The sequence below is a fragment of the Enterobacter cloacae complex sp. SHL012 genome (assembly GCF_049237505.1).
Taxonomy (GTDB): Bacteria; Pseudomonadota; Gammaproteobacteria; order Enterobacterales; family Enterobacteriaceae; genus Enterobacter; species Enterobacter kobei.
On sequence record NZ_JBMKIZ010000004.1, the window covers coordinates 249,468 to 263,771 of the forward strand.

General features: G+C 53.9%; 15 protein-coding genes and 3 tRNA genes. 8 read left to right on the forward strand and 10 right to left on the reverse strand.

Annotated elements, in window-relative coordinates:
• The first annotated feature begins 25 nt into the window (after window positions 1–25).
• Both ACOTY9_RS15645 and ACOTY9_RS15650 read left to right on the forward strand, forming a co-directional pair.
• Window positions 26–1,561 (forward strand): YjjI family glycine radical enzyme, encoded by a 1,536-nt coding sequence (locus tag ACOTY9_RS15645; protein ID WP_023332034.1) that lies wholly within the window; start codon window positions 26–28, stop codon window positions 1,559–1,561.
• On the forward strand, window positions 1,536–2,396 hold the full coding sequence (locus ACOTY9_RS15650; protein ID WP_047344056.1) for a YjjW family glycine radical enzyme activase: 861 nt from the start codon (window positions 1,536–1,538) through the stop codon (window positions 2,394–2,396). Before ACOTY9_RS15645 ends, ACOTY9_RS15650 begins: the two co-directional genes overlap by 26 nt.
• On the opposite strand, the gene ACOTY9_RS15655 is transcribed toward ACOTY9_RS15650, so the two are convergent.
• The 8 genes from ACOTY9_RS15655 to ACOTY9_RS15690 form a co-directional block, all read right to left on the reverse strand.
• Entirely contained in the window at window positions 2,391–3,173 is a 783-nt protein-coding gene (locus ACOTY9_RS15655) for a TatD family hydrolase (RefSeq protein ID WP_348565791.1), read from the reverse strand. The two genes, ACOTY9_RS15650 and ACOTY9_RS15655, sit on opposite strands and share 6 nt — an antisense overlap.
• Window positions 3,170–4,222: a patatin-like phospholipase family protein gene (locus tag ACOTY9_RS15660; RefSeq protein ID WP_045134351.1), complete on the reverse strand. Its 1,053-nt coding sequence runs from the start codon at window positions 4,220–4,222 to the stop codon at window positions 3,170–3,172. Before ACOTY9_RS15660 ends, ACOTY9_RS15655 begins: the two co-directional genes overlap by 4 nt.
• Window positions 4,223–4,342: 120 nt before the next feature.
• Window positions 4,343–4,504, reverse strand: a complete 162-nt coding sequence (locus ACOTY9_RS15665; RefSeq protein ID WP_003856556.1) for a DUF1328 domain-containing protein — start codon at window positions 4,502–4,504, stop codon at window positions 4,343–4,345.
• A gap of 127 nt (window positions 4,505–4,631) precedes the next feature.
• The gene (gene osmY / locus ACOTY9_RS15670) at window positions 4,632–5,249 is read right to left on the reverse strand and encodes a molecular chaperone OsmY (RefSeq protein ID WP_023332031.1); all 618 of its coding nucleotides are present in this window, start codon (window positions 5,247–5,249) and stop codon (window positions 4,632–4,634) included.
• Window positions 5,250–5,548: 299 nt separating this feature from the next.
• Window positions 5,549–7,138, reverse strand: a complete 1,590-nt coding sequence (gene prfC, locus ACOTY9_RS15675; RefSeq protein ID WP_008502076.1) for a peptide chain release factor 3 — start codon at window positions 7,136–7,138, stop codon at window positions 5,549–5,551.
• Between the two features lie 91 nt (window positions 7,139–7,229).
• Window positions 7,230–7,907 carry a pyrimidine 5'-nucleotidase gene (gene yjjG, locus ACOTY9_RS15680; protein ID WP_014882448.1) on the reverse strand — a complete coding sequence of 226 codons (678 nt, stop codon included), beginning with the start codon at window positions 7,905–7,907 and terminating at the stop codon, window positions 7,230–7,232.
• 19 nt (window positions 7,908–7,926) lie between these two features.
• On the reverse strand, window positions 7,927–8,370 hold the full coding sequence (rimI, locus tag ACOTY9_RS15685; protein WP_421637379.1) for a ribosomal protein S18-alanine N-acetyltransferase: 444 nt from the start codon (window positions 8,368–8,370) through the stop codon (window positions 7,927–7,929).
• Entirely contained in the window at window positions 8,339–8,752 is a 414-nt protein-coding gene (locus ACOTY9_RS15690; RefSeq protein ID WP_014882446.1) for a DNA polymerase III subunit psi, read from the reverse strand. The genes rimI and ACOTY9_RS15690 overlap by 32 nt, the downstream gene beginning before the upstream one ends.
• 102 nt (window positions 8,753–8,854) lie before the next feature.
• Here ACOTY9_RS15690 and rsmC point away from each other — a divergent pair, with 102 nt between their 5' ends.
• The 4 genes from rsmC to ACOTY9_RS15710 all read left to right on the forward strand — a co-directional run bounded on the left by rsmC (window position 8,855) and on the right by ACOTY9_RS15710 (window position 10,375).
• Window positions 8,855–9,883 (forward strand): 16S rRNA (guanine(1207)-N(2))-methyltransferase RsmC, encoded by a 1,029-nt coding sequence (gene rsmC / locus ACOTY9_RS15695; RefSeq protein WP_014882445.1) that lies wholly within the window; start codon window positions 8,855–8,857, stop codon window positions 9,881–9,883.
• A 172-nt stretch (window positions 9,884–10,055) separates the two neighbouring features.
• Window positions 10,056–10,142 (forward strand) — tRNA-Leu (locus tag ACOTY9_RS15700).
• Window positions 10,143–10,170: 28 nt separating this feature from the next.
• Window positions 10,171–10,256, forward strand: a tRNA-Leu gene (locus ACOTY9_RS15705).
• Between the two features lie 32 nt (window positions 10,257–10,288).
• A tRNA-Leu gene (locus ACOTY9_RS15710) sits at window positions 10,289–10,375 on the forward strand.
• Between the two features lie 42 nt (window positions 10,376–10,417).
• Here the strand turns inward: ACOTY9_RS15710 and ACOTY9_RS15715 are convergent.
• Complete coding sequence (locus tag ACOTY9_RS15715) at window positions 10,418–10,687, reverse strand: DUF1435 domain-containing protein (protein WP_032637555.1); 270 nt, start codon at window positions 10,685–10,687, stop codon at window positions 10,418–10,420.
• 216 nt (window positions 10,688–10,903) lie between these two features.
• Between ACOTY9_RS15715 and ACOTY9_RS15720 the strand changes: the two genes are divergently transcribed.
• Window positions 10,904–11,968: a GGDEF domain-containing protein gene (locus ACOTY9_RS15720; protein ID WP_023339001.1), complete on the forward strand. Its 1,065-nt coding sequence runs from the start codon at window positions 10,904–10,906 to the stop codon at window positions 11,966–11,968.
• A 94-nt stretch (window positions 11,969–12,062) separates the two neighbouring features.
• Window positions 12,063–12,851: a siderophore-iron reductase FhuF gene (fhuF, locus tag ACOTY9_RS15725; protein WP_117580866.1), complete on the forward strand. Its 789-nt coding sequence runs from the start codon at window positions 12,063–12,065 to the stop codon at window positions 12,849–12,851.
• A gap of 97 nt (window positions 12,852–12,948) precedes the next feature.
• Here the strand turns inward: fhuF and ACOTY9_RS15730 are convergent, their stop codons facing one another.
• The gene (locus tag ACOTY9_RS15730) at window positions 12,949–14,295 is read right to left on the reverse strand and encodes a PTS sugar transporter subunit IIC (protein ID WP_032637558.1); all 1,347 of its coding nucleotides are present in this window, start codon (window positions 14,293–14,295) and stop codon (window positions 12,949–12,951) included.
• Window positions 14,296–14,304: the final 9 nt, after the last annotated feature.

Sequence of the window (14,304 nt, forward strand, 5' to 3'; positions counted from 1 at the left end):
CAGCAGAACACTCAAGGAAGCGAACATGCCAGATACCCTGCAACAACGTTGCCAGCACATTGTGACAAGCCCGGTGTTAACCCCGGAACAAAAACGTCATTTTCTGGCGCTGGAAGCGGAAAACAACCTGCCTTATCCGGCACTTCCTGAAGCCGCCCGCGCCGCGCTGGACGAGGGATTTATCTGCGACATGTTCGAAGGCCATGCGCCTTACAAACCGCGCTACGTCCTGCCGGATTATGAAAAATTCCTGGCTAACGGTTCTGAATGGCTGGAGCTGGAAGGGGCAAAGGATCTGGATGATGCCCTCTCGCTATTAACCATTCTCTACCATCATGTTCCTTCAGTGACATCTATGCCGGTCTATCTGGGGCAGCTTGATGCGATACTGAATCCATATGTTAGAATTCTAACACAAGAAGAAATCGATAGCCGAATAAAACGTTTCTGGCGCTATCTCGACAGAACGCTCCCTGATGCGTTTATGCACGCAAACATCGGGCCCGCTGACGGCCCCATCATCCGCGCCATTCTACGTGCAGATGCAGAGCTTAAGCAGGTCGCGCCGAATCTGACCTTTATTTACGATCCTGAAATCACCCCGGACGATTTGCTGCTTGAGGTGGCAAAAAACATTTGCGAATGCAGTAAACCGCATATTTCAAACGGCCCCGTGAATGATAAAATTTTCACAAAAGGCCGTTTTGGCGTGGTGAGCTGTTACAACTCCCTGCCGCTGGCTGGCGGTGGCAGCACCCTGGTGCGCCTTAACCTCAAAGCCATTGCGGAGCACAGCACCTCCGTTGACGACTTCTTCAACCGTACGCTTCCGCACTACTGTCAGCAGCAAATCGCCATCATTGATGCCCGCTGTGATTTTCTCTATCAACAATCAGGCTTCTTTGAGAATAGCTTCCTGGTAAAAGAGGGGCTGATTGATGCCGGACGTTTTGTGCCGATGTTTGGCATGTACGGCCTGGCGGAAGCGGTAAACACGCTCTGTGAGAAGGACGGAATCAACGGTCGCTATGGCAAAGACGAGCAGGCTAACGCGCTGGGCTATCGCATCAGCGAACAGCTTGCGGCGTTTGTAGAAAACACGCCGGTGAAGCACGGCTGGAAACAGCGCGCCATGCTCCATGCGCAGTCGGGCATCAGCTCTGATTCAGGCACCACGCCAGGCGCGCGTCTGCCTTATGGTGACGAACCGGATCCCATCAGCCATCTGCTGGCCGTTGCGCCACACCACAGACATTATCACTCCGGTATCAGCGATATTTTAACGCTGGATGAGACGGTAAAACGCAACCCACAGGCGATAGTGCAGCTTTGCCTGGGCGCGTTCAGGGCCGGTATGCGGGAGTTCACCGCCAACGTTGCGGGTAACGATCTGGTCCGCGTGACGGGCTACATGGTGCGCCTGTCGGACCTGGAAAAATTCCGCGAAGCCGGTTCGCGCACCAATACGACCTGGCTTGGCGAAGAAGCCGCACGCAATACCCGCATCCTGGAACGTCAGCCGCGCGTGATAAGCCATGAACAACAGATGCGCTTTAGTTAGTCAGGTCATTCCTTTTTCCTGCGTGGACGGGCCGGGCAGTCGCCTGGCCCTGTTCCTGCAGGGCTGCAACCTGCGCTGTAAAACCTGCCACAACCCATGGACCATCGGGCGCTGCAACGACTGCGGCGACTGCGTGCCCCACTGCCCTCATGATGCACTCAACATTCAGGCCGGACGCGTATGGTGGCAGGAGAGTAATTGCCAGCAGTGTGATACCTGCCTTCATCTTTGCCCGCAACAGTCCACGCCCATGGCGCACCGCCTGAGCGTGGAGGAGATCCTCACGCAGATCCGAAAAGCTGCCCCCTTTATTGAGGGCGTTACCGTGAGCGGCGGCGAGGCCACAACACAGCTGCCGTTTTTAATCGCCCTTTTTAGCGCAATCAAAACCGATCCTGAACTGCAGCATTTAACCTGCCTGGTGGATAGCAACGGGCTGCTAAGCGAAACCGGCTGGGAGAAACTGCTGCCGGTACTGGATGGGGCGATGCTGGATCTCAAGGCATGGGGAAACACGCATCACCGTTTCCTGACCGGGCGCGAAAACCCGCTGATTAAACAGAGCATTCGCTGGCTTGCCGATCGCCACCGTTTGACGGAACTGCGCTTGCTGGTTATCCCGGGGCAGTGCGATTATCTGGAACATCTTAAGCCGCTGACCACGTTTATCCGCGGGCTTGGGAATGTTCCGGTGCGTATTAACGCGTTTCATGCGCATGGGGTTTACGGAGAGGCGGCGTCATGGCGCAGCGCCAAGCCGGAGGACATTGAACCGCTGGCGCAGGCACTGGAAAAACAGAAGATAACGGTGATTCGTCCGGCGCTTTACCTATAGCGTGATGCCAAATACCGCACGGGTATTTTCCAGTAACGCATCGGCAATCACCTCTTCAGGCTCCGTTCGCAGCTCACACAGGGTGGTAAACACGCGCGCCGCCTGCTCCGGACGATTCGGCTGGCCCTGAAAACCACTCAGCGGCATATCCGGGGCATCCGTTTCCAGTAGCAGCGCAGAGAGTGGCAACTGTGCCATCACATCGCGGGTTTTACTGGCACGCGGATAGGTAATGGTGCCCCCCACGCCAATTTTATAGCCCAGTTCGATAAAACGCTGCGCCTGCTGCAGGCTGCCGGAAAAACCGTGCACCACGCCGCTACGCGGTAGATCGATGCGTTTCAGATGCAACGCCAGCTTATCGTGCGTGCGTCTTGAATGGAGGATCACCGGCAGGTCGTGACGCTTAGCCAGCCGAAGCTGCGCGTCGAGGATCGTCTGCTGGCGTTCAAACTGAGGATCCTCACGATAGAGATCGAGCCCGATCTCGCCGATAGCGACAAGTTTGTCTCCTGCGGTCTGCAGGGCTTCATCAAGTACCTCAATATGCTCATCAAGGTGGCGCTCAATCACTATCGGATGCAGGCCGAGCGCAGCATAGAGAGCGGGGTAACGCGTGGAGAGCGTCAGCACACGCGAAAAATCAGCCGCTTCTACCGACGGTACAACGATCGCCTGAACGCCTGCCTGAGCGGCTTTCGCAATACTTTGCGCCTCATCTCCCGTAAACGGCGGAAAATCAAAGTGGCAGTGGGTATCAACAAAGCGGTGCGTCACGCCAGATCCTCGTTATCTAATAAAGCGTCATTCGCCTGTGGAATGTCCACCAGCGGCATCGTCAGGGCGTCGTTGGCGACAATTGCAGGGGGCGTAATGATGGGTTTATGCCGATGCAGAGGCGGTTGCTCCGCCAGCATCTTACCGACCGTCGCCAGGAAGTAGCGTCCGCACAGCCGCCCCGTTTTGTAATCCATGCGCAGCGCAGGGACGCGGCTGCCCAGCGCCATGCTGATCAATGGCTTAGGAGGATAGATTTCGAAAATTCGCAGCTTACCCGGCGGTTTTTCAATGAAACGCTGCATCGCGCCGTAGGTGGTTTCATGCTGCTTCGCGATGTTCACCAGCGGTTGCAGGCTGCTGTCACCCAACCAGCGCTCCATCCGCTTAAACCACTGCGGTGTATAGTACATTTGCGACGGCACGGTACGGATCACCACGATCGTTTTCGCACCGCGACGGGCGGCTTCCTGCACCGGTACCGCGTCACTGATCCCGCCGTCCAGATAGCTGATGCCGTCCAGCAGGGCGCCGGTACGATAAAAACCGGGAATGGCGCTGGAGGCGCGGATGATGTCCAGCCAGTTCTCCTTCTGCGGAGAGAAATAGCCCGGGGAATAGTCATCCCCCCGACTGGCGCACATCCAAAACTCTTTTCCGCTATCAAACAGACGGGCCGCCGTGTCCATTGCCAGCGGCATCTGGCTGGAGGTCGACTCCAGCAGCCAGTCGAGATCGATCAGGTTGCCGCCGCGCACAAAGCGCACCGGGTTAAAAAATTCTTTCGCCGTGGTGTAGCGCATAATCACTTTTCGCGCGTAGCCAGGCTGGTTGCAGACATAGGCTGAGAGATTCTGCGCCCCGGCAGACGTGCCAAAGTAGAGATCAAACGGGTTGAACTGCGCGCGCATAAACTCATCCAGCACGCCAGCGGTGAAAATGCCGCGCTGCCCACCGCCCTCACAGACCAGTGCGAGTTGACCCGCGCGAAACGGTTTTAACGTCAGCGGCGCAATATTGCCGAGCGTAACGGGAATTCGTTGCCCCACCTCTGCTTTCCTGTTTTGATTATTTTATAACACCACAGTAACGCACCCAACCTGTAACGCAAATAAGAAAAAGCCAGTCGCAGTGACTGGCTTTATTTTGTTGATGGAATATTGCGTTTGCTATGGACGTCGACGCCCTGTAAACAGGCTGACCAGGAACAGAATAATACCCACAACAAAGACAATTTTAGCTGCCCATGCCGCTGTACCTGCCAGTCCACCAAAGCCCAATGCGGCGGCAATTAACGCGATAACCAGAAATATAATGCCCCAACGAAACATAAGCTTCTCCTTTACCATAGTTAATGTCGGCCGCTAAACGTGAGCGCTCAGGTCACTCACCGGCGTTTTTCCAGAGTCGTTCTTATTTCGCCCGCAGGGTTGAGCCTGGCGGGCGACTGGTCCAGATTTACTTCGTTTTCAGATCGTTTTTAACGCTTTTCACACCATCAATCGCTTTCGCAATTGACTCGGCGCGTTCACTTTGCGCCTGGGAATCAACCGTACCGGAAAGCTGAACAACGCCATCGGTGGTTTCCACTTTCACCTTACGGGACGGTACGATGTCATCTGCTAACAGTTTAGCTTTGATTTCGCTGGTGGTTGCCGCATCCCCGGCATAACCTTTCACTGAAGCGTCTTTGCTGTCGCGAACGTGCAGTTTATCGCTCACGGAGGTGACACCCTCAACACCCTTCGCCACTTTGACTGCCTGTTCGGCCTGGGCCTGGCTTTCCACAAAGCCACTCAGGGTCACGACTTTCTTGTCGGTTTTAACGGAAATATCGGTGCTCTTGATCGCTTCGTCATCCACCAGTGCGGCTTTCACTTTTGCTGTGATAGAGCTGTCGTCCATGAAATTACCGACTTTATTCATAGAGCTATCGATTTTTTGCCCTGCGCTATCGGCCGTGGACTGTGCTTTATCCATGGTGCTGCTTTCCGCCAGAGCGGAACCGCTAACCAGAACGCTACCCAGTGTTACAGCCAGCAGAGTTTTAGAAATCTTCAGTCTTGTCATATTCATCGATGTATTCCTGTGTTGACCCGTTATTCGGGCTACATACTTCCTTAGTAGTTTTATATATTGCGAATAAACACACGGGCGAAATGGATAACCTAAAGCCATGCATTGAACAGTTAATTTATCCACGCCCGGTGCTAAACACTGAGTTAAATATAGATCACTCTCACAATGCCGCTTTCAGATTTGGGCAAAAAATAGGCAAAATACGTGAAAACGCAGTGAATTAAGAACATTCCGCAAGGGACTAATAAGACAGGAAATAAAGAAGAGCACGGCGAGTGCCGTGCTCTGAGAGGGAATTAGTGTTCGCGCGTTTTGCGGAACTGAACGTCAGGATAACGCTCCTGCGTCAGGTTCAGGTTCACCATGGTTGGGGCAATATAGGTCAGGTTATCGCCGCCATCCAGCGCCAGTTGTACTTCGTTCTTACGCTTAAATTCTTCGAATTTCTTCACGTCAGAACACTCAACCCAGCGCGCCGTCGCCACGTTCACCGATTCGTAAATCGCTTCCACGTTGTATTCGCTTTTCAGACGCGCAACGACAACGTCGAACTGCAGTACGCCGACCGCACCGACGATCAGATCGTTGTTGGCGATAGGACGGAAGACCTGCACCGCCCCCTCTTCAGAGAGCTGAACCAGACCTTTCAGCAGCTGTTTCTGCTTCAGTGGATCGCGCAGGCGAATACGACGGAACAGCTCAGGGGCGAAGTTCGGGATACCCGTGAACTTCATCATTTCACCCTGAGTGAACGTATCGCCGATCTGGATCGTACCGTGGTTGTGCAGACCGATGATGTCACCCGGATACGCTTCTTCAACGTGCGAGCGGTCACCCGCCATAAAGGTCAGCGCGTCGGAGATCACCACATCTTTACCAATACGCACCTGGCGCAGCTTCATGCCCTTTTCATACTTACCGGACACTACGCGCATAAAGGCGACGCGGTCACGGTGTTTCGGGTCCATGTTAGCCTGAATCTTGAAGACGAAGCCGGTGAATTTCTCTTCTTTCGCTTCCACTTCACGGGTATCGGTTTTGCGTGGCATCGGCTGTGGCGCCCACTCCACCAGACCGTCGAGCATATGGTCTACGCCAAAGTTACCGAGCGCGGTACCAAAGAACACCGGGGTAATTTCACCGCTCAGGAACAGTTCTTTGTCGAACTCATGCGAGGCACCTTTCACCAGCTCCAGCTCATCGCGCAGCTGCGCGGCAAGCTCTTCACCGACCGCGGCGTCCAGATCCGGGTTGTCCAGACCTTTCACAATGCGCACTTCCTGAATGGTGTGGCCTTTACCGGTTTGATACAGGTAAGTTTCGTCTTTATAGAGGTGATACACCCCTTTAAACAGCTTACCGCAGCCAATAGGCCAGGTGATTGGCGCACAGGCGATCTTCAGCTCGTTTTCCACTTCATCCATTAACTCCATCGGGTCACGGATGTCACGGTCGAGTTTGTTCATAAAGGTGAGGATCGGCGTATCGCGCAGACGGGTAACTTCCATCAGCTTACGGGTACGATCTTCTACCCCTTTCGCGGCGTCGATCACCATCAGGCAGCAGTCCACTGCCGTCAGTGTACGGTAGGTATCTTCGGAGAAGTCTTCGTGGCCCGGGGTGTCCAGCAGGTTCACCAGGCAGTCGTGATACGGGAACTGCATCACGGAGGTGGTAATCGAAATACCACGCTGCTTTTCCATCTCCATCCAGTCTGATTTCGCATGCTGGCTGGAGCCACGGCCTTTAACGGTACCCGCAGTCTGGATCGCCTGTCCGAACAGCAACACCTTCTCGGTGATGGTCGTTTTACCGGCATCCGGGTGCGAGATAATGGCAAAAGTACGGCGCTTGGCCACCTCTTGCAGATAAGGAGACAACGTCATAATTAAATCTTCTTTTATAAGCGCGGCAGCACGCCACGCGTCATGGAATACAAAATTGCGGCTATTTTACCCATCAATGGGGGGCAGGCAATCATTGTTTACACAGGAGTTGCTCCAGTTCGTTCAACGACGTGACGGTCCAGGTCGGCTCAATGCCTTCAGGCTTCACGCGGCCATGCGCATTCAGCCAGACAGTCGACAGACCGGAGTTCATACCCCCCAGAATATCAGACTCTGCGGTATCCCCTACCATCAGCACGCGGTCGCGGTCAGGATTTCCGGCTTGCGCCAGGGCATAATCAAAAATTCGCGGATCCGGCTTCGGCACACCCACCTCTTCGGAGATCACCAGCGCGTCAAAATGATCGCGCAGGCCGGTGCGTTCAAGGCGGATCTGCTGCAGCGCGGTAAAGCCGTTGGTGATGATCCCAAGCTTCGCTTTACCTTTGAGAGAATCCAGCAGGGAAACCGCGCCCGGCAGTGGGGAGCAAATCTCTGCCATCGCATTGAGAAAAGCTTCGTTCAGCGAGCCCGGACTGACGTTTAAGCGTTCCGCCCACGCGTCAAAACGCTGGTGCTGGAGTTGTAACGCGGTGATGGCGCCGTTCTGATAATCCACCCACAGCGGCTTGTTCACCGCCTGATAGTCCTGAAAATCTTCAGCGGTGAAGGTCACGCTATAGTCGAGAAACATCCGCTGTAGGCCGCCGAACGCGTCAAAGGTAAATAGCGTTTCGTCGGCATCAAAGAAAATCCAGTCCCATTTCATCGTTACAACCTTATCTTTGTTATCCAATTGGCAGAGCCATAATAATGGCGTCTTCACGTCCCTCTGCGGTGGGGTAGTAGTTACGGCGGATTGTCGCCTCGTTAAAGCCTAAGCTTTCATAGAGCGCGATGGCGGCGACATTCGACGCGCGCACCTCCAGCCAGAGGGTAAAAACGTCACGGGTTTCGAGCTCACGAATGAGATGCTCAAGCAGTTCTCTTCCCAGTCCCCGGCGCTGAAACGCAGGGTCAACCGCGATGTTAAACAGCGTCGCCTCATCAAGGACGACCTGCGTTATGGCAAACGCCGCCAAAGTGCCGTCAACGTCCAGCCGGTAGTTGAGGTACCGATCGCCCTGGTTGCTGGCGAACGTTTTTTCGCTCCACGGAAACGCGTGGGCGCGTGTTTCAATCGCGAACGCGGTGGTCAGGTCAGGCGTCGTGAGGGAAGAAATCGTGTTCATATTCGCAGATTTGTTGCCATAGCGCGCTGCGCGCTTTTGGGTTGGCTTTCAGTTCGTCCAGCGCTGGCGAGCAGATCTGACTCCCCTGAAGAGAGATGTCGGTCGTCTCTCCGATGCGCCAGCTGTTACACCGACTCTCAGGAGGAAGCATTGCCACCCGTTCCGGCGTCAGCTGTAAAACCTGGTCGGAAGTCAGCTTCAGGCTGCGAAGGACATCACCAATCAGGGGTTCATTCAGGGCAGGCAGTTCTTCCGCCACCATCACCAGCCTGACGTGCGCCGGGATGGAGATAGCGATTTCGCCCTGCAACGCCGTCGGGCGACGCAAGGCCCACTGGGTGATGCCCAGCTGCTGCAACTGCCAGTCTCGTCGGGATGTCATAGCGAAAACTCCTGTCTCTCAGGCGCGCAAATATAGCAAATGTGTCGAAAGTGCGCCATCTACCTACTATAATCCCCGCCTGAGTTTATTGAGGAACAATTCATGTCTGCATTTACCCCGGCAAGTGAAGTCTTGCTGCGTCACAGTGATGATTTCGAAGAAAGCCGTATTCTGTTTGCCGGAGATATGCAGGATGACCTGCCTGCGCGTTTCGACTGTGCTGAAAGCCGTGCCCATACCCAATACTACCACCACTGGCAGGTCCTGAGCCGACAGATGGGCGAGCGCGCGCGCTTTAGCCTGGTGGCGGAGCAGCGCGATATTGCTGACTGCGATACGCTGATCTACTACTGGCCGAAGAACAAGCCGGAAGCCCAGTTCCAGCTGATGAACCTGCTCTCCCTGCTGCCGGTGGGTTGCGACATTTTCGTTGTCGGTGAGAACCGCAGCGGCGTGCGCAGTGCTGAACAGATGCTGGAAGGCTATGCGCCACTGAATAAAGTCGACAGCGCGCGTCGCTGCGGTCTGTACCATGGTCGTCTGGAAAAACAGACAGAATTCGATGCTAACACCTACTGGGACGAGTATCAGCTTGACGGCCTGACCATCAAAACCCTGCCGGGCGTGTTCAGCCGTGATGCGCTGGATACCGGCAGCAAGCTGCTGCTTTCTACCCTGACACCACACACCAAAGGCAAAGTGCTGGACGTGGGCTGCGGCGCGGGCGTACTTTCAACGGTGCTTGCCAGCCATTCGCCTAAAGTCCGTTTAACCCTGTGTGATGTGAGCGCCCCGGCGGTAGAAGCCAGCCGTGCAACGCTTGCGGCAAACGGCATTGAAGGCGATGTTATTGCCAGCAACGTCTTCTCTGACGTGACCGGCCGCTTTGACATGATCATCTCTAACCCGCCGTTCCACGACGGTATGGAGACCAGCCTCGAAGCGGCGCAAGCGCTGATTCGTGGTGCGACCCGTCACCTCAACAGCGGCGGTGAACTGCGTATCGTCGCGAACGCCTTCCTGGCGTATCCGAAAGTGCTGGATGAAACCTTTGGCTTCCACGAAGTGATCGCCCAGACCGGCCGCTTTAAGGTGTATCGCACCGTGATGACGCGTCAGGCCAAAAAGTAATCTCCCGTTCTGTTTGCCAGATAAGCGCACGCGCTATCCGGCAAACAGGCACCTCGCTCCCGACCATTTTTGCAGCGATCAATAAATCGTGCGCACTTTTCTGTTGACGTAAAGCTGAAAACATCTAGAATGCGCCTCCGTGGTTACGATACTTTTACAGTATCGATGGTATGCGAAGGTGGCGGAATTGGTAGACGCGCTAGCTTCAGGTGTTAGTGTCCTTACGGATGTGGGGGTTCGAGTCCCCCCCCTCGCACCATAAATCACGTTGATATTGCTCGCACTGGGCGAAGGTGGCGGAATTGGTAGACGCGCTAGCTTCAGGTGTTAGTGTCCTTAGGATGTGGGGGTTCGAGTCCCCCCCCTCGCACCAACGAGGCGATATCAAACCAGTAAGATAACTGTGCGAAGGTGGCGGAATTGGTAGACGCGCTAGCTTCAGGTGTTAGTGTCCTTACGGATGTGGGGGTTCGAGTCCCCCCCCTCGCACCAATTATCTTGCATCCCTTCTGTTGTACCTCTTATTTTTCCCTGTTATTTCAAACTCATCAGTATTACCAGAATTCCACCGATCAGTGCCATACCGGATGGCAGTAAAACAAAGTGACGTAGTTGCTTATGCCAGATCATGCATGAAGTCACCAGCAATCCCGACACAAGAATGGTCTTCCAGACATCAATGGAGAGATCGGCGAACATCAAACCGCCAAGCACGACGCCCGGCAGCAGTACCCCCCATGCACTTCCCAGCACCCTGTTCAACATGCATCGCCCTTTCATAACGATAATGATAAATAATATCATATGATAAAGATTATCATTTGTCAGCGCAGACAATCAAAAAAGTTCGACCTTTACCGCTATGTAGAATGACAGGAATAGCCTAAGGTGATAAATTGCTCACCTGTTAACTACACATAAAGTTTTTCTTATAATTACTCTTTGAGTTTTTTGCATATTTTATTGCGAAACAACGCCTATTTATCTGTTTTAATTAAATTTTAATAAAAACGCACGACTATGACATCACAATCCTGGCGGTCTTTGGTTCAACGAAAATATCAATTATCGTTACGTTTATTTTTATTTCTGAATGCAACCTCAGCGGTGTTCTCGGTAACAAATCCGCTCTATTCCGTGCGCGTGTTTTCCGCCCCGCTGATTGCTATTTTTTCCATCAGCACCGGCCTGTTCGTCTGGCACTGGAAAAAGTGTGCGCGAAAGATAAATATTCCTGTTGTTTCAGGGATCTTCGGTATTTTGTGGGCATGGCAAATTGATTCGAAATTTTCGCTAATTACCCATAACCAGGCGACGTATTTGTTAATCGCCCTATTAACGGTGCTTTTTATCGGAACGCTGGCATTCGCCAGTAATATCAAAGCATTTACTCTGCATTCACTCCCCGCGTTTATTGTCTGTCTGTGGTTAAGCGATCCAGAGATGTGGCTGAGAATGACCTATTCTTTCGCACTTCCTGTGGTGGCCATCGCTATTCATAACATTTTGCAAAGACGCAACGATCGCTTTGCGCAGGAACTGCTTTCCCGGCTGCTGGAAGAACGGGAGACCCTTACCGATCTCAGTATGATGGATCCGCTTACCGGCCTCTATAATCGGCGCGGCCTTCAGAGCCGCCTGGAGAACCTGCCAGCGGTGGAAAACGGTGAACACTTTGTTCTGCTGATGGATATCGACCACTTCAAAGCCTATAACGACCACTACGGCCATATGATGGGTGACCAGGCCCTAAAACGTGTTTCTGCAGCAATCCGCGACGCCGTGCGTTCGCGTGACATTGTGGCGCGTTTCGGCGGGGAAGAGTTTATGGTGCTGCTGACGAATATTTCACTTGAACACGCCCGTCATACGGCAGAACGGATCCGGCAGAAAGTCTACGATTTGAAAATCCCGCATCTCTTCAACGAAAGCGTCGCCACCAATGTCACCATCAGCATCGGTATTGCCATTTTTGAAAATGAAGATGTCGAAGGCGCGCTGGAGAGAGCAGACAGAGCGCTCTATGAAGCAAAGCATCTGGGACGTAACAACATTCTTCTGAGCGAAGAGCTGCAAACCGCGTAGACGGGTCGGCGTTGAATCAGGACAAAAGTCTTGCCATTGGTATAAGCAATAGTTAGGATTGGCAATCATTATCATTTAGATTCCTATCTCAACTATGGCTACGCATACCGCACACATTGTTGAACCCCTTCTCTGGCGAGCGCCCCTCACCAACGGGAATGCGTCGCTTGCGGATGCCATACGGGATAAGATTGCGGAAACACGCGCTCACCTGCTGGACTTTATCCGGCTTGATGAAGCGCCCCCGCACCACGCCATGACCCTCGCGGAGTGGCGACAACCCTCTACGCTTCAGTCGCTGCTTGCCACCTATTCCGACCATATCTATCGCAATCAGCCAGCCCTGACGCGAGAAAATAAGCCTTTGCTTTCCCTGTGGGCGCAATGGTATATCGGGCTGATGGTACCTCCGCTCATGCTGGCGGTGTTAACCCAGAAAAGCATGCTGGCGCTCTCCCCGGAACATTTCCATGTCGAGTTCCACGAAACCGGTCGAGCGGCCTGTTTCTGGATCGATCTGCACGAGGACCTGAACGCGGCACACCTCTCTGCCCAGGAACGACTGGAGCAACTTGTCATTCAGGCCTTGATCCCGGTGGTGGATGCGCTTGAAGCGACGGGGGAGATCAACGGAAAGCTTATCTGGAGTAATACCGGATATTTAATCCACTGGTATTTAACGGAAATGAAACCGCTGCTTGGTGATGAGAACGTTGATGCACTGCGTCAGTCCTGTTTCTTTGCAAAACAGCTTTCAGACGGCCGCGATAACCCGCTCTTTCGTACCGTTGTACTCCGTGACGGACTCCTGGTGCGCCGCACCTGCTGCCAGCGCTATCGCCTGCCGGACGTTAAGCAGTGCGGGGATTGTACGCTGAAGTAATTGGGTGCGGCCTGATGCCCTCACCCTGCCCCTCTCCCACGGGGAGAGGGAACAAACACTAAAAACGGCAACCTGAAAGTTGCCGTTTTGCTTTTACCTAGGCCACCTGCTGATTATCCTCTTCCGCATTACGCTGCGCTTCTTCAGCTTCCTGCTCCAGCAGTTGTTTCTCGTAAACTTTAAAGAACGGGTAGTAGATGATGGCCGATACGCAGGCCAGAACGACAACCAGAATAGCTGCACGGAAATCCCAGCCCAGGGCCCATGCTGCGCCTATCGGCGCCGGTGCTGTCCAGGGTACGACGGAAATGACGCGGCCAATCAAATCAAAGGTCATCGCGGCCCAGGCCAGGACGGCGTTAACCATGGGGGCCAGCAGGAACGGTATAAAGAACACCGGATTCATCACAATCGGCGTGCCGAAGATAACGGGTTCGTTGATGTTAAAGAAGCTGGGCACCACGCTCAAACGCCCGATAGAACGTAAATGCGCCGAGCGGCTACGCAGATAGCAAATCACCAGCCCCATCGTCGCACCCGACCCACCGATCACGATGAAGAACGTCCAGAAGGCTTCCATAAAAATATGTGGCAAAGGCTGACCGGCGGCCAGTGCGGTCTGGTTGGCCCCAAGGTTTGTCAGCCAGAACATCTGCAGCATCCCGGAGACAATGGCCGCGCCGTGGATCCCGGCGAACCACAGCAAATGCCCAATCAGTACCGCCAGCAGAATCGCAGGCAGTGAGTCTGCCGCGGAAACCAGGGGTTTAAAGATCGACATAATCGCCTGCGGGATCAGCATGTCAAACTGAGACTGAATCACCAGGCTCAGCGGATAGAGCGTTAACACCACCACCAGCACCGGGATCAGCAGGTCAAAGGAGTTTTTGATCATCGGCGGTACCTGGTCTGGCAGGCGAATACCGATGTTATGCGCCTTGAGGAAACGCATCATCTCAACGCAGTAAATCGCGACCAGAATGGCGGTGAAAATACCGGTTCCACCGAGGCTATCGACAGGAAGTGTGCCTTTGGTTTTCGGTGCCGCGACCAGCAAAAATGCCATGAGCGACAGCATGGCACACATAAACGGATCGAGCTGGTGCGTTTTGACATAGTGTTTGCCCAGGTTATAGGCAATGGCCGCGCAAATATAAATGGACATAATCCCCATCGTCATATCAAACGGCGTGAGGATCTGGCCTTCAAATTGTTTCGCCATATCCAGCCAGGCGCGTGCGAAACTCCAGGTGGTATCAGGCGAAAACGGCGGGTAAGCGAACACTAATAAAAATGAACCCACAATCATAAACGGCATCGCGGAGATGAAGCCATCACGGATAGCCATCACATGACGTTGAGAAGAGATGCGCCCGGCAATCGGGCTAACGTAATTTTCAACGAAACGGAATATCAGATTAAACGCAGCATGGTTGGCAGACATGGCAGCTCT